The sequence below is a fragment of the Streptomyces sp. NPDC032822 genome (assembly GCF_055578825.1).
Genome location: NZ_JBVIOL010000004.1, coordinates 23,204 through 41,436 on the forward strand (window position 1 = coordinate 23,204; position 18,233 = coordinate 41,436).

Below are 18,233 nucleotides of genomic sequence, written 5' to 3' on the forward strand. Positions count from 1 at the left end.
CGGTGTCAGCCACCCGGATTGCCGGCGTGCGTGAGCGTCTCCCAGGACACGAACAGGTCGTCGGTACCGGCGGGCCGGTGTTCCTCGGCGAGCTTGTGCGCGACCGGGACATCGACGTCGAGCCGGTCCTCCAGGTGGTTGAGGGCGACCTCCAGGTCCGGTCCCATCGTCCGCTCCACCTTCCCGCCGCACAGCCAGAGGGGCGCGGACTCGCCGGCCTGGTAACGGGAGTGGAAGTCGAGGGTCACCGCCAGCCGGTCCTTGACCTCGCCGTACAGGTCGACGCCCTGGTGCCAGGCGGTCTCGGCGACGTGGGCGGTGGCGGCGATCGAGTAGCCGACGTGCTTGAAGTTGCGGCAGGTCTCCTGGGAGATGCCGTCCTTGTACGTCGCCTGCCCGAACCAGTAGGCCGTCAGCTTCTGCGCGTTGTCGTTGCTCGAACCGGGCGGGGTGAGTGGGACGCCGCCGTCCTTCTCCAGGTAGAAGTAGGCGGGTACGCGCTCCCGGAAGCGTTCCAGGGCGTGGCCGAAGGCCGCGTGGTCGTCGAGGAAGACGGCGATGCCGATGGCCGCGTCCGTCATCACGAGGTCCCAGTTGCCGTTGAAGTCCGGGACCTTCTTGGTGACTTCGGGCAGATAGACGTTCCGCAGCATTCCCTCGAACCGCCGTACCCGGTCCGCCGGCCACCCGCCCCCCGGCGTGTGCCGCACGATCTCGGCGGCCCGCGCCCAGGTCGCCCCGGCCCAGCCCGTCTGCAGCCCGGCGTTCTCCTCCGTGTGCCGTCTCATCGTCGCGGACCAGGCGTCCATGATCTCCCTGGCCTTCACCGCGTGCTGCGGCTTGCCGGTGACGCTGAACAGCAGGGCCTGCGTGTACGCGGCGATGGCGTCCTCGCGCTCCTCCACGCAGCCGTGCCCGGCCTTGTCGCCGGCGGGGCAGGCGACGGTGGCGTACGGCTGGGCCCGGTACTTGTACGCCCCGTACTTGCTGTCCCGCATGCCCAGGTACGCCTTCAGCCACGGCTGCTTCCCCGCGGTCACGTTCTCCCGTACGACGTCCAGCTGTGCCTTGCTCACGAGCACGCCGGGGTGGGTGAACGCGGCGTCGGGGGGCAGGGCCCTGGCCATCGTGCGGGTACCCGTGTCGGTTGCTCCGCAGGACGCGAGAAGTCCCGTGAGCAGGGTCACGGAAAGGAGCGTCACCGTACGTCTGCGGGCAGACCTCATTGCCACCTCCGCGGGGGTCGTGTCGGACCGGGTCCTTTCGCAGGGTGACCTGCCCCACCCCGAACCCGCAGCATCTGTTGAGCCAATCGGCCCCCGCGCCGAGCCCCGTACCCCACCCACCTCGACCACCCAACAAGCCCCCACCCCTGGAGGCTCCACCCCCAGACCCCCAAGCCCCCGCCCACCCACCACCCGACTCGGCAGGCCGAGAAGTCGCCGTCGCCCCGACCCGATCGGTCGAGAAGTGGCCGTCGCCCCGACCCGGTAGACCGAGAAGTCGCCGTCGCCCCGACCCGGCCGGTCGAGAAGTGGCCCTCGCCCCGACCCGGTCGGTCGAGAAGTGACTGTCGTCATGACTCAGTCGGTCGAGAGATGGCCGTCGGCCCGGCATCGATGATCGGGAGGCGGGGGGGCGTAGTCCATTGTCTCGATGGGGCGTCAGGGGCGTACGGCGAGAAGGGGACGTGTCGGGGGGTGTTCGCCCGCAGGGGCGGCGCGGGAGGTGCCGGTTCCCTTTTGAGGAACGGATTCCGCGCCGTTCCGAGGACGGACACCCCCCGGCGCGGCCCCGACCCCACCCCACCCCACCCCACCCCACCCCAACGGAAACCGTCAGCGCAGCAGATGGCGGTTGGGGGCCTTCGCCTGGGTCGCGTGTTCCGGGAGTACGACGACCTGCACGCCCGCCGCCGTCAGCAGACCGTTCCCGTCGGCGTCCGAGACGAACGTGTCGGGCTCGCGCCACGCCGTCACGACCCGGCGTACGCCCGCGGACAGGATGAGCCGGGCGCAGGACGCGGGGCGGGACGCGCGGTGGGCGCAGGGTTCCAGGCTGCTGTAGACCGTGGCGGAGGCCAGCCGCCGGTCGTCCGGCGCGATCTTCGCAAGGGCCGCCTCCTCGGCGTGGACGACAGGGTCGTCCCCCTCCCGGGAGTGGCCGCGGGCCAGCTCGGTGCCGTCGGCCGCCACGACCACCGCGCCCACGCTGAAGGCCGTGGCCGAGGGCGGACACGCGGCGGCCAGTTCACAGGCGAGCGCCAGCCAGCGGTGATCGGCGGCGGAGGCCGCGCCACCGACACCGGGCGCCGTGGGTTCGTAGCGCATCAGGACGACGTCGCCGATCTGCCGGGTCTCGACCAGCCGGAGGCGTCCCCCCTGGTAGGGGCCAGGCCCGAAGAGCCGGGGCGCGTCCTCGTCCCCCACGAACAGCGGGGCCAGCACCAGCTGAAGCTCGTCGGCGAGCCCCTGCCGGAGCAACTGGGTGTGGATCCGCCCGCCGCCCTCGACCATCAAGCGCCGCACCCCGCGGACCTCGTGCAGGTGCTCCAGCAGCCGGCCCCAGTCGACCTCGCCCCCCAGCGGGACCACATCCGCCGCCAGCCCCAGCGCCCGCGCCCGCTCGGCCCCCTTGTCCGTCGTGTAGACGACCTTCTCGCCCCCCGTGTGCCAGAAGTTCGCCGCCGGATCCAGGTCTCCCGACCCGCTGACCGTGACCTTGAGCGGGTACTCCGGCCTGCCCCCGGCCACCCGCCCCGCCCGCCGCTCCGCCGAGTTGACGAGCAGCCGCGGGTTGTCGGCCCGGATGGTCCCCGCCCCGACGAGGATCGCGTCGACGGACGCCCGCACCTCGTCGACCCGGTCGAAGTCGGCCGGGCCGGACAGGAGCAGGCGCTCGGGGCCGGTGTCGTCCAGGTAGCCGTCGAGGGAGACGGCGGCGGAGAGGAGAACGTACGGGTGGGGCATCGGTGCGATCCCTCTCTTGGTTCAAGTTTGAAACAAACCTACACTGGGGGCATGACGACTCGCTGGCTCACGCCGAAGGAGCAGCGCGCCTGGCGCGCGTACATCGCCGCGACGCAGCTCCTGGAGGACGCGATCGACCGGCAGCTCCAGCAGGAGGCCGGCATGCCGCACCTCTACTACTCCATCCTCGCCTACCTCTCCGAGGTCCCCGAGCGGCGGCTGCGGATGACCGACCTCGCGGAGAAGCTGAAGATCACCCGCAGCCGGCTGACGTACGCGGTGACGCGGCTGGAGAAGGACGGGCTGGTGCGGCGCGAGGACTGCCGCTGGGACAAGCGCGGCAGCGTCGCGGTGCTGACCGACGAGGGCATGACGGTCCTGGAGAACACGGCGCCGGGCCACGTCGACACGGTCCGCGCCTCCCTCTTCGACCAGCTCACCGACGAGCAGGTGGAGCAGCTGGAGGAGATCTGCACGGGCATCGCGCAGGGACTCCAGGGCGAGGACGCCCGGTCCGCACCGGACGGAGTCCCCTGGCGCCGCAGGTCGTCCCCACCCTGCCCCTGACCCCATTGCTTCAACTTTAAAGCATGAGGTAGGGTCAACCTCAGGATCTGCTTCAAATCTGAAGCAGATCCCGCTGCTCAGATCCCCGGACCCGGGAGAACCCACATGCCCGACTTCCCCGCCGCCACCCCGCGCTCCCGCGTCCGGGTACCCCTGCGCTTCCAGGACGGCTACAGCGTCGACACCGAGATCGTCACCTTCCACGGCCTGGCAGACGGCCAGGAACACATAGCGATCATCCTGGGCAACCCCACTTCCACCTCCACCCCCACCCCCACCTCCACCTCCGCCCCCACCCCCCTCGTCCGCCTGCACTCCGAGTGCCTGACCGGCGACGTCTTCGGCTCGGCCCGCTGCGACTGCGGACCGCAGCTGCGCGAGGCGGTCGAGCGGATAGCGGACCGCGGCGGCGTCCTGCTGTACCTCCGCCAGGAGGGCCGCGGCATCGGTCTCTACAACAAGCTCGACGCGTACGCCCTCCAGGACCAGGGCCTGGACACCTACGCCGCCAACACCGCCCTGGGCCTGCCCGAGGACGCCCGCGACTACACGGCGGCGGCCCAGATGCTCGGAGCCCTCGGCATCACGAGCCTCGACCTGCTCTCCAACAACCCGGACAAGGCGGGCCAGTTGCGGGACCTGGGCATCGACGTCCAGGACCGCGTCCCCACCGGGGTGTTCACCACCGCGCACAACGTCCGGTACCTGCGTGCGAAGGTCCTCCAGACCCAGCACACGCTGCCGCTGGCCGAGCTGACGGGACGGCACGCGGGCTGATCTCGGCCCGGCTCCCGCGTCACCGCGGTGTGTGCGCCAGATACGCCAGCACGGCCAGCACCCGCCGGTGCCCGCTGTCGCTCGGCGGCAGCCCCAGCTTCAGGAAGACGTTCCCGATGTGCTTGCTGACCGCCCGCTCCGTGACGACGAGCGTCTGGGCGATGGTGGCGTTGTCATGCCCCTCCGCCATCAGCTTCAGCACCTCCCGCTCGCGCGGGGTGAGCGAGTCGAGCGGAGTGTCCCCGCGCCGGGTCAGCAGCTCGGTCACCACCTCCGGGTCGAGCGCGGTACCGCCCCCCGCGACCCGCTCCAGCGCGTCGAGGAACTCGTCCACCCTCCCCACCCGGTCCTTGAGCAGGTAGCCCACCCCGCTGCTCCCACCGCCCAGCAACTCGGCGGCATACGACTCCTCGACGTACTGCGACAGCACCAGCACCGGCAGCCCGGGGATCTCCTCACGCGCGGCGAGTGCGGCACGCAGCCCCTCGTCGCGGAAGCCGGGCGGCATCCGCACATCGAGCACCGCCACGTCCGGCCGGTGCTCAAGGAGCGCGGGCAGCACCTCGGGCCCGGTGCCGACCACGGCCGCCACCTCATGCCCGGCGGACGCCAGCAACAGCACAAGGCCCTCACGGAGCAGGGCGTTGTCCTCGGCGATCACCACACGCACGGCAGTTCCACCTCGATCGTGGTCGGCCCTCCGACGGGGCTGGTGAGGTCGAACGTCCCGTCCAGCGCGGCGACCCGGCGGCGCATGCCGAGCAGGCCCGAGCCGGCCGACTCGTCGGCGCCACCGCGGCCCTCGTCGCGGACCTCGACGGTCAGGCCGCGCCGGGTGCGGGCGAGGCGGACCTCGGCCCGCCCGGCGCCGCTGTACTTGGCGACGTTGGTCAGCGCCTCGGCGACGACGAAGTAGGCGGCGGCCTCCACGGCCGCGGGCGGGCGCACGCCCCCCTCCAGGCCGCCGTCCCCCAGGCCGCCGTCCTCCACGGACACGGCGAGGCCGCTGCTCGCGGCCAGGGCCCGCACCGCGCCGACCAGACCGCGGTCGGTGAGGATCGGCGGGTGGATGCCGCGCACCACGTGCCGCAGCTCGGTGAGGGCCTGTTCGGCCTGGTCCTGGGCGTCGTCCAGGAGTGTGCGGGCGGCGTCGGGGTCACGGTCGTAGGCCCGTTTGGCGAGCCCGATCCGCAGGGAGAGGGCGACCAGGCGGGCCTGTGTGCCGTCGTGGAGGTCCCGCTCGATGCGGCGCAGTTCGGCACCGTGTGCGGCGATCGCGTCGGCCCGGGTCTCCTTGAGCTCCTCGACCCGCGCGGCGAGCCGTGCCTGCGGGGACGGCATGAGCAGGGAGGTCGACCAGGCGGCCTCGGTGTCCGCGAGCCGGACGATCAGCGGGAGCACGACCGGGGGCCGCCGCAGCAGCCCGCACCACACGCCGTCGACGACGAGTCCGATCGGCCACAGCGGCAGCGCGAAGAGGAACAGGACGCCGTAGAAGTAGTAGGCGAGCATCCAGAGCAGGTCGGTGTGGGTGCCGGGGTCGCGTACGGCGATCCGCAGCCGCTCCCGCAGGGTCCCGGTCATGTTCTGGTAGGCGCCGGGGATCCGCCGCCCGGTCCACGCGGTGGTGAGCCCGCGTTTGGCGCCGGCGATCCGCCGGATCAGCAGCACCGTCTCCGGCAGCAGCCAGGCGCCGACGACCGCGAGGGTGCCGATGGCGGTGATCAGCAGGACGGTGACGAACAGCCACATCCCGAAGGCCATCGCAGCGGCCACGAACAGGTGCACGGTGGCCCGGGCGGCCCGCTGGACGCTTCTCCACATGTGCCCACGCTAGGCGACCGCGGCGGACCGCGCGGTGGAGCGGACTCCACCACTCCGGTGGAGCGGGCTCCACCCTCCACTCACCGTCCGATCACCCTCCGCACACCGTGCGCCTACCCTCCGCCGCCGAGGGCCGGTCCCACCCTTTGCAACCTCAAACATCGAAATCTGGCCATTGAGTACCGGAGATCGGCCGGTTCGACGGCCACCGGTAAGGCAGCTGAAGGTACGAGATATCCGCTTTGGACCCCCAGAATTCACGTGCCCAAATCCTGGATTGTCATTGCGGATTCCCCTGGGCTTCATGCAAGATCCACACCGCCGGGGGGCTCGTGGACGCTCCTCGCCGGGCGTGATGGCGTCCGCGATAAGTAAAAGAAAGGTCATGCGTGCTGCCTGATTCTTCATCGGCAGCAGGATCCGGGGCGAAAGTCGCGGAAACCTTGCTCAATGCCTTCGTAACCCACGGACATTCCCACTTCACCGGCGTTCCGTGTTCCCTCCTCAAGGGATTCTTCCGGTTGCTGGAGGAACCCGACTGCCCGGCCACGTACATTCCCGCACCGCGGGAGGACAGCGCCCTGGGCGTGGCCTCCGGTCTCGCCGTGGCGGGGGCCAGGCCCGTGGTCCTCATGCAGAACTCGGGCCTCGGCTACTCGCTGAACGTCCTGACCTCGTTCAACCTCATCTACGACGTCCACCTGCCGATCGTCGTCAGCTGGCGCGGTCACGACGGCAAGGACGCGGTGGAGCACGACGTCATCGGGCGCGAACTCACCCGCCTGCTGGACGTGTTCGGACTTCCCTGGACGGTGCTGGACAACGCGCACCCCGAGGATTCCGTCGAGGCGTTCCTCAAGCAGTACGACTCCGGGCGGAGTACCGCCGTACTCATCGTCCGGGAAGGGATCTGAGCGTTGCTGGACATTCGTGACGCCCTGGGCGCACTGCTGGAGCGCGAGTCCGCCGCCCTGACGGTGAGCACCTGCGGCTACATCACCCGGGACGTATACAACATCGCCGATCGTCCGAACCACTTCTATCTGGTGGGTTCGATGGGCATGGCCGCGCCGATCGGACTCGGAATCGCGCTGGCCCATCCGGACCGCCGGGTGCTGGTGCTGGACGGGGACGGTTCGTTTGCGATGAATCCGGGCTGTCTTCCGATGATCGCCGAGCACCGGCCGAATCTGGTCCATGTGGTGCTCGACAACGGCGCCCACGAGAGCACCGGTGGTCAGCGCACCGCCGCGCTCGGCGATCCGGCGGCCATGGCTCTCGCGTCGGGTTACGCCGCCGCCCACACCGTGGACGACCTCGACCAGCTGGCCGCCCTGGACCTGACCGGCACGCCCACCCTGGTGCGGATCCGCTGCAAGCCGCGCAGCCATCCGGCCGGCAAGCGCGTGGAGCAGACGCCACAGCAGCTGGTGAAACGATTCCGCACCCAGCTGGCTGCCCCGGCGGCACACCTGGAAGGAGCCGTGTGAACGCGCCCACGCCGAACCGTGCGACCGCACCCGGAACAAGCAGTGCGACCCCGCCCGGAGCGAGCCCCGTGAAACCCACCCTGCTCGACTGCACCCTGCGCGACGGCGGCAACCAGAACGACTGGCAGTTCACCGCCACCGACGTCCGCACCCTCGTGAGCACCCTGGACGCCGCCCGCGTCGACGTCATCGAGGTCGGCTACCGCGGCGGCTCCGGCAGCAGGGCCAGCGCCACCGCGGGGCCCTCGGCGCACTGCACGCCCGAGTACCTCGCGGCCCTGCCGGCCGTCTCGCACGCCGAACTGGCCGTGATGGTCGTGCCCACCGTGTGCCCGGTGCGGGCCATGGACGACCTGCCCGACAGCCCGGTGTCCATGGTGCGCATCGCCGCCTACCCGTGGAACATCGACGGGGTCCCCGAGTACGTCCGGGCCGTACGGGCGCTCGGCCTCAAGGTCGGCGTCAACCTGATGGCCGTCAGCTACACCACCTCGGAGCAGCTGGCCGAGGTCGCCGCGGTCGTGGCGTCGGAGGCACCGGACGTCTTCTACATCGCCGACTCCTTCGGCGCGCTCACCCCGGACGACGTCCGCCGGCGCGTCGAGCTGCTGGCCGAGCGGCTGCCGACACCGCTCGGCATCCACGCCCACAACAACCTGGGCCTGGCCGCGGCCAACGCGCTCGCCGCCCTGGACGCGGGCGCGAGCTGGCTGGACGCCTCGCTGTGCGCGATGGCCCGGGGCGCCGGGAACCTCGCCACCGAGCAGGCCGCGGCCTTCCTCACGGCGTGGCCCAAGTACGCCACCCCCACCGATCTGCCCCTGGTCTGCGAGGCCGCCGAGTACGTGGCCGAGCAGGTGCTGCCGCGCCCCATGACGGTACGCAGGGCCGAGATCGCGGCGGGGATCAACGACCACCACTTCTACTTCCAGGACCGCATCGAGAAGATCGCCGCCTCCCACGGGCTCGACCCGTGGGAGGTCGGGCGGCGGATCGGCGCAGCACAGCCGCGCAAGGTCCTCGACGAGACGGTCGAGGACGTGTGCCGGGAACTGGCCGCAACGGCCGGGACAACCAACGGAGGGGACGCATGACCGAGAGCCGACCGCCCCAGCAGACACCGAACCAGAGCCTGCCGCCGGAGCAGCCCGCACAGCGGGACGGCCGCGCGCCGAGCGCGGCACAGCGGCTGCGCAGCGCGCTCGCCGCCCCGCGGCTGACCCGTGCCATGGGCTCGCACAGCCCGCTCAGCGCACGGCTCGCCGAGGAGGCCGGTTTCGACGTCGTCTGGTCCAGCGGACTGGAGATCTCCGCCACGGCCGGGGTGCCCGACGCCAACATCCTCGCCATGGGCGAGTGCCTCGACACGGCGGCCGGCCTCGCGTCCGCCGTGGACATCCCGGTCCTCGCGGACTGCGACTCCGGGTTCGGCAACGTCAACAACGTCATCCACATGGTGCGTTCCTACGAGGCGCGCGGTGTGGCCGGCGTGTGCATCGAGGACAAGCAGTTCCCCAAGCTGAACAGCTTCATCGAGGGCAACCAGGACCTGGCCCCGCTGGACGACTTCGCCGGCAAGATCCGGGCCGCCACGGAGACCCGTACGGACATGGTCGTCGTCGCCCGCCTGGAGGCGCTGATCTCCGGGCAGGGCATGGCGGAGGCGCTGCGCCGGGCCGAGGTCTACGAGCGGGCCGGGGCGGACGCGCTGCTCATCCACTCCAAGCGCAAGGACCCCGAGGAGGTCTTCGCCTTCCGCGAGGCCTACCGCGGCGACCTCCCGGTGATCGTCGTACCGACGACGTACAACCAGGTCACCGTGGAGGAGCTGGAACAGCGCGGTTTCGCCATGGCGATCTACGCCAACCAGGCGCTGCGCAGCTCGATCCGGGCCATGCGGGAGACTCTCACCAAGATCATGCGGGACGGCACCACCCTGAACGTGGAGTCCGAACTCGCCCCGCTCAAGGAGATCTTCGACCTGCAGCGCATGCCCCAGATGCTGGAGCAGCAGGAGCGCTACGAGTCCCTGGGACGCGAACTCGCGGAGGCCGCACAGTGACCAGCCCGACCGACACCACCGCCCTGTGGCTGGACTTCCACGGCACCCACCTCGATCTGGAGGTGGCGCCCGGCGCCGACATCGAGGACGCGCTCGCCTTCCTCGGCACGCATCTGGTCGCCGAGGAGGCCAAGCCCGGCGAGAGCGACCGCGAGCCGGTCGCGACCCTGCGGGTGCACGCCCCGGACGCGGAGCGGCTCGCACCTCCGGCCGGGACCGTGCCGGAGGACATCTACCTGCGCAAGAGCGCCAGCCCGTTCTTCACCGTGCCGGCCCGGCGGGCCCTCGTGGAGGGCCGCGAGTACCTGGAGTGCACCAAGACGGGCAGCCGCTTCGTCTTCGACCGGGCCGCCCGGGTCGTCGACGTGACGCTGGGCGCCGGCGGGCACATGGACCTCGTCGAGCTGGTGCGCGACCTGGTGCTGAAGCACCAGGAGAACACCGGCGCCGCCGTACTGCACGCCACCGCCGCCTACCGGGACGGCGAGGTCGTGCTGGTCACCGGGGCGAAGGGGGCCGGCAAGAGCACGGTGCTCCTCGAACTGGTGGAGCACTTCGGCTACCAGGTGCTCAGCGGCGACAAGACCGTGCTGCACGAGCTGCCGGACGGCTCGGTCGTCGCGGCCGGCTGGCCCGACTACCCGCACCTGGGCTTCGGCACCGTCGACAAGCACCCGGGGCTCCGGGAGATCGCCGGCATCGGCGACGACTACGTGCCCGCCGAGGGCCACGCGTTCTCGCCGGTGGGGAAGTTCGCGGTGGACCCGCTGCCGTTCCGGGACCGTTTCCCGAGCGCCCCGGTCGGCGTGCGGGTACCGGTCGCGGCGATCCTGCACCCGGCGATCGGCCCCGGCGAGGACACGGTCGTGGAGCCGCTGACCGGCGGGCGCGGGGAGCACGCCGAGGTGCTGCGCGCCAACGTGGAGTCCGCGTTCGACGGCGCCAACGCCGGCTGGCACCACTATCTCGACGACGGCCGCGCCGCCCACAGCGCGCAGCTCACCCGCATCACGGACATCCTGTCCGGGGTGCCCGCCTGGAACCTGACCGGGCCAGGCGACCTGACGGCCGAGAACGTACCGGCGGCGATCGGCGGGCCCGCGGAGGTGGCCCGGTGATCGAGCTGACGGTGGAGAGCACCGGCCTCAACTCGCACTACGACCTCACCGACCGGATCGCCGCGACCCTCCAGGAGCACGGCACCGGTGACGGTCTGGCCGGGGTGTTCGCGCACGGCAGCACCATCGGGCTCACCGTGATGCGCTACGAGCCGGGCGCGGTGCAGGACCTGCTGCGGACCCTGGAGCGGATCGCCCCGGAGTCCCCCGCCGACGGCAGCCGCTATCTGCACGAGCTGACCACCGCCGACCCGAACGGCTTCTCCCACCTGAAGTCGTCTCTCCTCGGCACCAGTCTGCTCGTCCCCTTCCGGGACGGCCGCCTCGCCATGTCGCCGAGCCACCGCGTGGTGCTCTTCGACTTCGACCTGAAGCCCGCCACCCGCCGCGTCTTCGTCGACGCGCCCCGGCCCGCGGCCACCACCCCCCACCCCACCGAGATCAAGGAGAACAGCCGGTGAAACTGCGGCTGGCCACCCCCGGCCCCACCGAAGTGCCGCAGCGTCTGCTGCTGGCCGGGGCCCGCGAGATCATCCACCACCGCTCCACCGAGATGGAGCAGCTGATCCACGAGATCAGCGGCGGTCTGCCCCCGCTGTTCGGCACCGCCGCCCCGGTGTACACCATCGCCTCCTCCGGGACCGGCGCGATGGAGGCCGCGGTCGGCAACTGCTTCTCGGCCGGCGACGAGGTCCTGGTCGTCTCCAACGGCTACTTCGGCGAACGCTTCCAGGCGATCTGCAAGTCCTACGGTCTTCTCGTGCACGTCGTCGAGAGCGACTGGGGCACCAGCGCCGACCCCGAGCGGGTGTCGGCCGCCTACCGCGAACACCCGGAGATCAAGGGCGCGTTCGTCGTCTACAGCGAGACGTCCACGGGCGCGCTCAACGATGTCGAGGCGATCGGGCGGATCTTCCGCGACACCGACGTGGTCGTGGTCGTCGACGCCATCAGCGGTCTCCTCGTCCACCCGCTGGAGATGGACGCGTGGGGCCTGGACGTGGTCCTCGCCGCCTCCCACAAGGGGTTCATGCTGCCGCCGGGGCTCGCCTTCGTCGCCCTGTCCGACAAGGCGTGGACGGCCGTGGAGCGCTCCAGCGGGCCCAACTACTACTGGTCGTTCGAGCGGCTGCGGCACTTCTACCCGATGTCGTCCTCGTCCCCCGCGGTGTCCCTGCTGCTCGCCCTGCACGAGTCGCTGAAGATGCTCGACGAGGAGGGCATGGACGCCTTCCGCAGGCGCCACGCCGTTCTCGGCAAGGCGGCCGAACGCGGCCTGCTGGCCCTCGGGTTCAGCACCTTCGTGCAGGCCCCGCACCGGCGCAGCCACGTCATCACGTCGGCCCTCGCCCCCGAGGGCATCGACACCGGGCAGCTGCTGAAGACGCTGTCGACGTCCTACGGGCTGACGATGACCGGCGGCCAGGCCCACCTCAAGGGCAAACTGATCCGGGTCGGTCATGTGGGGGCGGCCGACGCCCTCGACCTGAGCGGGATCTTCGGCGCTCTGGAGATGGCCCTGCTCGACCTGGGCCACACGTTCACGCCGGGCTCCGGCGTGGGCCAAGTCATCCGTACGTTCCACGAGGAGGGTCGCTGATGCTCGTCCTGTTCCAGCGGGAGACCTGCCCGGACTGCAAGCCGGTGCGCGAGCTGCTCACCAGGCTCCAGGTGTCCTACATCAACATCAACGTGCCCAAGCCCCGCGAGGAGCGGCACGAACTGATCCGCACCACGGGCAGCAAGTTCATCCCGGCCCTGGTGGACGGCGCCACGATCATCCCGGGCAAACTGCGGGAGAACGCCGACATCATCGCCTACCTCAAGGAGCGCTTCGGCGACCCGGACGCGGTGGCGCCGGAGGCGAAGCAGCCGGAGACCGCCGGGGCCGCGGCGGACCAGCCGGAGCCCGTGGCATGACCTTCGGGCAGCAGGTGCCCGCGAGCACCGCGACACCGCGTGTCGCGGTGCTCGCGGGCACCCCCCAACTGGTGCGCGCGGCCCGCACCCTGGGCATCGAGACCGTCTTCGTGCACGACGCGGCGCGGCCGGCTCCGCCGGTGGCCGCGGAGGCCGACGCGGTCCTCGCCGTGGACCCGGCGGACACCGACGCGCTGCACGCGGCGCTCGCGCCGCTGCACGCCGAACGCCCCTTCGCCCGGGTCCTGTCGCTCACCGAGCGCGGTCTGCTGCCCACGGCCGCGGTCGCCGAACGCCTCGGCCTGCCCGGCAACTCGCTGCACACGGTGGGCCTGTTGCAGGACAAGCGGCGGATGCGGGACCTTCTCAACGCCCGCGGTGTCGGCCCCGTGCGGACCGCCGCCCCGGGCGGCCCGGCCGACCTCGCCGCGTTCTGCCGTACGACGGGCGGGCCGGTCATTCTCAAACCCGCGGCCGGCACCAGCAGTCAGGCCGTCTTCCGGGTGGACGGGCCGGAGGCCGCCGCGGACGTGTGGCGGGCCTTCGAGGCCGCGGGCGGCACCCGGCCGGTCGCCGAGGAGTATCTCGACGGGCCCGAGATCAGCGTGGAGAGCTTCTCCCACGACGGGAAGCACACCGTGCTCGCGGTGACCGACAAGCTGGTGGGTCCCGCGTTCGTGGAGACCGGGCACACCCAGCCGAGCGCCCTGACGGCGCCCGTCCTGGCGGAGGTCGCCGCGCTCGTCCACGCCTTCCTGGACGCCGTGGGCCTGACGGAGGGGCCGGCGCACACCGAGGTCAAGGTCACCTCGAAGGGCCCGCGGATCCTGGAGTCGCACAACCGCATCGGCGGCGACAAGATCCGCGAACTGCTGCGCCGGGTCTACGGCCTGGACGTGGTCGCCCTCACCGTGGGCTGCCCGCTCGGTCTGCTCCGGCCGCCCGTCGAACCGCCCGTCGCCCGCCGGGGAGCGGCGATCCGCTTCCTCACCCCGCCCCCCGGGACGGTCCGGAGCATCTCGCTGCCCCGGACCGGCGCCGAGATCCACCTCGACGTCACGGTCGGCGACCGGGTCCGCCCGGTGCGCAGCTCCCAGGACCGGGCCGGATACGTCATCGCCGACGGCACGGACGCGGCGGACGCCGCCCGGATCTGCGAGGAGCTGGCGGGCCGGGTGCTGATCGAGACGGACGGGTGAGAGCCGTGCGCCATGCCGTCGTGACCGACATCCACGGGGACACCGCCCGGCTGCGGACCGTCCTGGCGGGGATCCGCGCGCAGAACGTGGACCGGGTGGTGTGCCTCGGTGACGTCTTCGAGTGCCGGGTCGGCAAACGCGAGGTCGACGGCTACGCGTTCGGCGGCCGGCTCGCCGACGTCTTCGACCCGGACCCCGAACTGGCCGCGCTCCTGGCCGGGTTCGACGGGGTCCACCTGGTGCGCGGCAACCAGGAGGAACGGATCCGCGCCCTGGTGCCCGACCGGCACCTGCCCCACTGGACCCGCCCGCTGCTCGACGCCCCGCTGGAACACCGCACCGACTTCGCCCTGTACTGCCATGGGCATCCGCTGCCGTGGCGCGAGCTGGAGCCGGGCCGGTGGTGCCCGGCGGACGCCGACTTCCCCGGGCGGGCGCTGGTGCACGGCCACCATCACCGCAGCGCCCTGTACCGGCTGTGGCCGCAGGGCCCCGGCCGCCCGGTGCGGGTGGAGCGGCTGCCCGTACGGTTCGGGGAGCCGGTCCCGCTCGCGGCGGACGGCCGCTACGTCGTCAACGTCGGCTCCGTCACCGCCTGCGACCCGGACCGCGGCCCCTCACCCGTGTGGGCCGTCGTCGACGAGGCCGCCGCCACCGTCACCTACCACCACGCCCCACCGCCCACAGAACCCACCGAGCCCACGGACCTCACGGAACGTACGGACCCTACGGAGATGAAGTGACCCGGCAGGTACTCCTGCTCAACTCGGACAAGCCCGAGGTCGTCGAGGCCCTGGCCCGCCGCCCCGACGTGAGCGTCCGCGTCCTCACCCGCAAGGTGTACGCCGACCTGTACCGGGACCACGAGGTGGCCTACGTCGACAGCTTCGCCGACCTCACCCAGGTCGAGCAGGCGGCGTACGAACTGGCCGCGCACGGCCCGGTCGACCATGTCGTCGCGGCCACCGAGAAGAGTGTCGTGGCGGCAGGCCTGGTCCGCGCCCTGCTCGGGGTGCCCGGTCCCGGCTTCGACCGGTCCCTGTGGGGTGCCCACAAGCGGGCGATGAAGGACACCCTGCGTGCCGCCGGCCTCCCGGTGACGGACTACGCGCAGGCCGCCACGGTCGACGACGTGCCCCGGGCGGCGGAGCACACCGGCTGGCCCGTCATGATCAAGCCGGTGTTCGGCGCCGCGTCCAAGAGCACCTACCGCGTCGACTCCCCCGCGGAGTTCGCCGAGCGGCACCGGTCCGGCGACTTCGCCGACCTCGTGCGGCTCCGGCTGCCCGTCCAGGTGGAGCGCCTGGTGCGGTTCACGCACGAGTACCACTGCGACGGCGTCGTCCACGACGGCGAGGTCGCCCGCGCCGCCGTCTCCCGCTACTTCCTCCCGCCGCTGCGCACCTCGCCGAACCTCAACAGCGGATACGTCGCCGACCAGAGCGACCCGTTCTCGCGCGAGGTCCTGGACCTGCACGACCGGGTGGTCGCCGCGCTCGGCCTGCCCGTCGGGGTCACCCACCTGGAGGTGTTCCGCACGGAAGCGGGCCCGGTGATCGGCGAAGTGGCCGTACGGCCGGGCGGGATGGGCATCTCCCGGATGTGGTGGCACGCCTTCGGGGTCGACCTGTGGGAGGAGTTCGTCCGTGTCTCGACCGGCGAACGGCCCACCGTGCCCGACCGCGCGCCGCACCCCGGCACGATCGGCCGGACCCGGCTGCCCGCCCTGCCCGCCCTGCGGGAACGGGTGCTCGCCGTGCCCGGTGTGCTGGAGGTGCTGACACCCGAGCAGTGCGCGAGCCCCAGACACCTGGAGGCGTACTTCGCGGCCCCGGACGAGACGGCCGCCGAGGCGTTCATCGCGGGGCTGCACGAGATGGCGGAGCCCTCGGCATGACCACCACCCCGCGCGAAGAGCGGCCGGGCAGGGTGCGCGCGCTGCTCGACGCCGGTCTCCCGCCCCCCGGCGAATCCCGGCTGCTCGCCGTCTCCTGGCTGGTCAAGACGGTCGGCAGCGGGCTCTACCTGACCACCAGCACCCTCTTCTTCACCCGGGTCGTCGGCCTGCCCGTGCACCAGGTCGCCTCCGGCCTGACCGTCGCCGGGGTCGTGGCACTGGCCGGTGCCGTGCCGCTGGGCGGGCTCGCGGACCGGTTCGGCCCCCGGCGGACGTACACCGTGCTGCTGGGCGTCCAGTTCGTCACCATGGCCGCGCTGGCCCTCGCCCGCACCTTCCCGGCGTTCCTGACGCTGATCCTGGTCTTCCTCCTCGCCGAGCAGGGCAGTACGGCGGCCCGCGGCGCGCTGGTCGCCACGGTCGGCGAGGGCGCCACGGGGGTCCCCCCGCGCGAGGGCGTTCGAGCGTGGGGGAGGATCCGGCTCCGGGCCTACCTGCGGGTGGTCACCAACGTCGGTATCACCATCGGCGCGGCGGCCTCGGCGCTGGTCATCCAGGCCGACAGCGCGGCCGGGTACATGGCTCTCCTGTGGTGCACGGCCCTGACCTACCCGGGAGCCGCCCTCCCGCTGTGGTGGCTGCGGGCGCGCGAGACCCGGCCGGCGGCGAAGGCGGCGCGTACCGGTTCCGGCTGGCAGGTCCTGCGCGACCGGCGGTACGCCGCCGTCACCCTGATCTGCGGGGTGCTCTCCCTCCAGGCGCAGGTGCTGTCGTTCGCCGTACCGCTGTGGGTGCTCCAGCACACCGAGGCGCCGCCGGTCCTGGTGTCGGGGATCGTCGCCGTCAACACCGTGCTGGTGATCTGCCTGCAGATACGGTTCAGCCGCGGCGCCGAGGACGACGGCCGGGCCGCCCGGATGTGCCGTAACGCGGGCATCGCCCTGTTCGCCGCGTGTGCGCTGGTGGCGTTCACCGGCGGGATGGGCGGCTGGTCGGCGACCGTCCTGCTGCTGCTCTTCGCGGCCGCCCTCACCTTCGGTGAACTGTGGCTGTCGGCCGGGTCGTTCGGGCTCAGCTTCTCGCTGGCGCCGGAGGGCATGCACGGCCAGTACCAGGGCTTCTTCTCCCTGGGCCGGGGCGCCGCGACCGCCGTGGCGCCGGTGCTGATCGCGGTGCTCTGCCTCGGCGACCGCCCACGGGAGGGCTGGCTCGCGCTGGGCGCCCTGTTCGCCGTGGCGGGAGCGGCGGCGCCGTGGGCGCTGCGGGTGCGGGGAGTCGGAGGAGCGGGAGGCGCGGGAGGAGCGGGGGAACCGGCGTCGGCCACGGCATCCGCCACCTCGTCGCCCGCCTCGCCCGGCACCTCGCCCGCGAACTCGTCCGGCACCTCGTCGACCGCCGCGGAATGACGGTCCGTCAGCGGACCGCGGGCTCCTCGGCCCTGGGCACCGCGTCCCCATCCGTATCCGCATCCGCGTCCGCCGCTTGGACGACCGGCGTCGGCACCGGTTTCGGCACCGGTTTCGACCCCGATCGCGGTGTGCCGTGCGCCGCCATGATCCCGGCGATGACCAGCACCGCCCCGAGCGGCTGGTTCCAGCTCAGCCGCTCGTCCAGCAGGATCACGCCCGCCGTGACACCGACGACCGGCGTGAGATAGGTGACGGCGGCGGCGTTCACCGCGCCCCACGCCTGCACGATGTTGTTGTTCCACAGATAGGCGAGCCCGGTGCTCAACGCCCCCAGCGCCAGCATGCTCAGCGCGATGGGCGTGTCGATCCGGGGCGTGGACGTCGCGAGCCAGGGTGTGGCCACCAGCATGACGGCCGCGCCGATGGTGACCTGGACGAAGGCGACGCTCACCGCCGGCAGCCCGAGCGGGCTGATGAAGCGGCGCAGGTAGACGAAGGCGACGCCGTAGCAGGCGGTGGCGCCCAGACAGGCCAGCTCGGCCGTGAGATGACCGCCGCCACCGGTCAGGCCGCCCGGCCCGATCAGCACCAGGACCCCGGCGAACCCCGCGAGCAGGCCCGCCGTACGGCGTCGGTCGAGCCGCTCGTCCGCCAGCGCGACCGTGCCGACCGCGAGGGTCAGCAGCGGGGTGGTGGCGTTGAGGATGCTCGCCATGCCGGAGTCGAGGTGCTGCTCGGCCCAGGAGAACAGCAGGAAGGGCACGACGCACAGCAGGACGGACACCACGGACAGCCGCAGCCAGAGCCCGGGGTCCCGGGGGATCCGGCTGCGGGTCACCGCCATGACCGCGCAGAGCGCCAGCGCGCCCAGCACCAGCCGGCCCCACACCACCTGTCCGGGCGTCAGCCCGTCCAGCGCGACCTTGATGAACAGGAAACTCGAACCCCACGCGCACGCCAGCGCGACGAACTGTGCCCCGATCCGCACGCGCAAGCCGACG

At 72.2% G+C, this 18,233-nt stretch carries 19 protein-coding genes; 14 read left to right on the top strand and 5 right to left on the bottom strand.

The genetic code is table 11. The annotated features are described in order from the left end of the window. Positions 1–5: 5 nt before the first annotated feature. Both ACZ5VD_RS12520 and ACZ5VD_RS12525 read right to left on the bottom strand, forming a co-directional pair. Positions 6–1,226: an alginate lyase family protein gene (locus ACZ5VD_RS12520; RefSeq protein WP_468682211.1), complete on the bottom strand. Its 1,221-nt coding sequence runs from the start codon at positions 1,224–1,226 to the stop codon at positions 6–8. Between the two features lie 612 nt (positions 1,227–1,838). Then, entirely contained in the window at positions 1,839–2,969 is a 1,131-nt protein-coding gene (locus ACZ5VD_RS12525) for a dihydrofolate reductase family protein (RefSeq protein ID WP_468682212.1), read from the bottom strand. Positions 2,970–3,020: 51 nt separating this feature from the next. Between ACZ5VD_RS12525 and ACZ5VD_RS12530 the strand changes: the two genes are divergently transcribed. Continuing rightward, positions 3,021–3,536, top strand: a complete 516-nt coding sequence (locus tag ACZ5VD_RS12530) for a MarR family winged helix-turn-helix transcriptional regulator (RefSeq protein WP_468682213.1) — start codon at positions 3,021–3,023, stop codon at positions 3,534–3,536. A 105-nt stretch (positions 3,537–3,641) separates the two neighbouring features. Continuing rightward, positions 3,642–4,313, top strand: a complete 672-nt coding sequence (locus ACZ5VD_RS12535; RefSeq protein WP_468682214.1) for a GTP cyclohydrolase II — start codon at positions 3,642–3,644, stop codon at positions 4,311–4,313. A gap of 19 nt (positions 4,314–4,332) precedes the next feature. On the opposite strand, the gene ACZ5VD_RS12540 is transcribed toward ACZ5VD_RS12535, so the two are convergent. Together ACZ5VD_RS12540 and ACZ5VD_RS12545 are read right to left on the bottom strand one after the other, a co-directional pair. Further along, positions 4,333–4,983, bottom strand: coding sequence for a LuxR C-terminal-related transcriptional regulator (locus ACZ5VD_RS12540; protein ID WP_468682215.1), 651 nt, complete (start codon positions 4,981–4,983; stop codon positions 4,333–4,335). Continuing rightward, the gene (locus tag ACZ5VD_RS12545) at positions 4,971–6,137 is read right to left on the bottom strand and encodes a sensor histidine kinase (protein WP_468682216.1); all 1,167 of its coding nucleotides are present in this window, start codon (positions 6,135–6,137) and stop codon (positions 4,971–4,973) included. Before ACZ5VD_RS12545 ends, ACZ5VD_RS12540 begins: the two co-directional genes overlap by 13 nt. Positions 6,138–6,526: 389 nt before the next feature. On the opposite strand from ACZ5VD_RS12545, the gene ACZ5VD_RS12550 reads away from it, so the two are divergent. The 12 genes from ACZ5VD_RS12550 (at position 6,527) to ACZ5VD_RS12605 (ending at position 17,229) form a co-directional block, all read left to right on the top strand. Next, positions 6,527–7,051 (top strand): thiamine pyrophosphate-binding protein, encoded by a 525-nt coding sequence (locus tag ACZ5VD_RS12550; RefSeq protein ID WP_468682217.1) that lies wholly within the window; start codon positions 6,527–6,529, stop codon positions 7,049–7,051. Between the two features lie 3 nt (positions 7,052–7,054). After that, positions 7,055–7,627: a thiamine pyrophosphate-dependent enzyme gene (locus ACZ5VD_RS12555; protein ID WP_468550297.1), complete on the top strand. Its 573-nt coding sequence runs from the start codon at positions 7,055–7,057 to the stop codon at positions 7,625–7,627. A 68-nt stretch (positions 7,628–7,695) separates the two neighbouring features. Beyond that, the gene (locus ACZ5VD_RS12560; RefSeq protein ID WP_468550296.1) at positions 7,696–8,721 is read left to right on the top strand and encodes a beta/alpha barrel domain-containing protein; all 1,026 of its coding nucleotides are present in this window, start codon (positions 7,696–7,698) and stop codon (positions 8,719–8,721) included. Then, positions 8,718–9,689: an isocitrate lyase/phosphoenolpyruvate mutase family protein gene (locus ACZ5VD_RS12565; RefSeq protein WP_468550295.1), complete on the top strand. Its 972-nt coding sequence runs from the start codon at positions 8,718–8,720 to the stop codon at positions 9,687–9,689. Before ACZ5VD_RS12560 ends, ACZ5VD_RS12565 begins: the two co-directional genes overlap by 4 nt. Beyond that, on the top strand, positions 9,686–10,807 hold the full coding sequence (locus tag ACZ5VD_RS12570) for a phosphoenolpyruvate carboxykinase (ATP) (protein WP_468682218.1): 1,122 nt from the start codon (positions 9,686–9,688) through the stop codon (positions 10,805–10,807). The genes ACZ5VD_RS12565 and ACZ5VD_RS12570 overlap by 4 nt, the downstream gene beginning before the upstream one ends. After that, a complete protein-coding gene (locus ACZ5VD_RS12575) occupies positions 10,804–11,268 on the top strand; it encodes a YjbQ family protein (RefSeq protein WP_468550293.1) in 465 nt (154 codons plus the stop codon). The genes ACZ5VD_RS12570 and ACZ5VD_RS12575 overlap by 4 nt, the downstream gene beginning before the upstream one ends. Then, a complete protein-coding gene (locus ACZ5VD_RS12580; RefSeq protein WP_468550292.1) occupies positions 11,265–12,407 on the top strand; it encodes a pyridoxal-phosphate-dependent aminotransferase family protein in 1,143 nt (380 codons plus the stop codon). Before ACZ5VD_RS12575 ends, ACZ5VD_RS12580 begins: the two co-directional genes overlap by 4 nt. Further along, positions 12,407–12,727: a glutaredoxin domain-containing protein gene (locus ACZ5VD_RS12585; RefSeq protein WP_468550291.1), complete on the top strand. Its 321-nt coding sequence runs from the start codon at positions 12,407–12,409 to the stop codon at positions 12,725–12,727. Before ACZ5VD_RS12580 ends, ACZ5VD_RS12585 begins: the two co-directional genes overlap by 1 nt. After that, positions 12,724–13,926: an ATP-grasp domain-containing protein gene (locus tag ACZ5VD_RS12590; protein WP_468682219.1), complete on the top strand. Its 1,203-nt coding sequence runs from the start codon at positions 12,724–12,726 to the stop codon at positions 13,924–13,926. The genes ACZ5VD_RS12585 and ACZ5VD_RS12590 overlap by 4 nt, the downstream gene beginning before the upstream one ends. 20 nt (positions 13,927–13,946) lie before the next feature. Continuing rightward, entirely contained in the window at positions 13,947–14,669 is a 723-nt protein-coding gene (locus tag ACZ5VD_RS12595) for a metallophosphoesterase family protein (protein ID WP_468550289.1), read from the top strand. Further along, on the top strand, positions 14,666–15,823 hold the full coding sequence (locus tag ACZ5VD_RS12600; RefSeq protein ID WP_468682220.1) for an ATP-grasp domain-containing protein: 1,158 nt from the start codon (positions 14,666–14,668) through the stop codon (positions 15,821–15,823). The genes ACZ5VD_RS12595 and ACZ5VD_RS12600 overlap by 4 nt, the downstream gene beginning before the upstream one ends. After that, entirely contained in the window at positions 15,820–17,229 is a 1,410-nt protein-coding gene (locus ACZ5VD_RS12605; protein WP_468550287.1) for an MFS transporter, read from the top strand. The genes ACZ5VD_RS12600 and ACZ5VD_RS12605 overlap by 4 nt, the downstream gene beginning before the upstream one ends. A 7-nt stretch (positions 17,230–17,236) precedes the next feature. Here ACZ5VD_RS12605 and ACZ5VD_RS12610 read toward each other — a convergent pair whose 3' ends face one another. Next, positions 17,237–18,220, bottom strand: a complete 984-nt coding sequence (locus ACZ5VD_RS12610) for a DMT family transporter (protein WP_468550332.1) — start codon at positions 18,218–18,220, stop codon at positions 17,237–17,239. Positions 18,221–18,233: the final 13 nt, after the last annotated feature.

Bases quoted from the DNA above. Each gene is read 5' to 3' on its own strand.
- ACZ5VD_RS12520 (WP_468682211.1), bottom strand. From the start codon at position 1,226: ATGAGGTCTGCCCGCAGACGTACGGTGACGCTCCTTTCCGTGACCCTG.
- ACZ5VD_RS12525 (WP_468682212.1), bottom strand. From the start codon at position 2,969: ATGCCCCACCCGTACGTTCTCCTCTCCGCCGCCGTCTCCCTCGACGGC.
- ACZ5VD_RS12530 (WP_468682213.1), top strand. From the start codon at position 3,021: ATGACGACTCGCTGGCTCACGCCGAAGGAGCAGCGCGCCTGGCGCGCG.
- ACZ5VD_RS12535 (WP_468682214.1), top strand. From the start codon at position 3,642: ATGCCCGACTTCCCCGCCGCCACCCCGCGCTCCCGCGTCCGGGTACCC.
- ACZ5VD_RS12545 (WP_468682216.1), bottom strand. From the start codon at position 6,137: ATGTGGAGAAGCGTCCAGCGGGCCGCCCGGGCCACCGTGCACCTGTTC.
- ACZ5VD_RS12565 (WP_468550295.1), top strand. From the start codon at position 8,718: ATGACCGAGAGCCGACCGCCCCAGCAGACACCGAACCAGAGCCTGCCG.
- ACZ5VD_RS12585 (WP_468550291.1), top strand. From the start codon at position 12,407: ATGCTCGTCCTGTTCCAGCGGGAGACCTGCCCGGACTGCAAGCCGGTG.
- ACZ5VD_RS12590 (WP_468682219.1), top strand. From the start codon at position 12,724: ATGACCTTCGGGCAGCAGGTGCCCGCGAGCACCGCGACACCGCGTGTC.
- ACZ5VD_RS12605 (WP_468550287.1), top strand. From the start codon at position 15,820: ATGACCACCACCCCGCGCGAAGAGCGGCCGGGCAGGGTGCGCGCGCTG.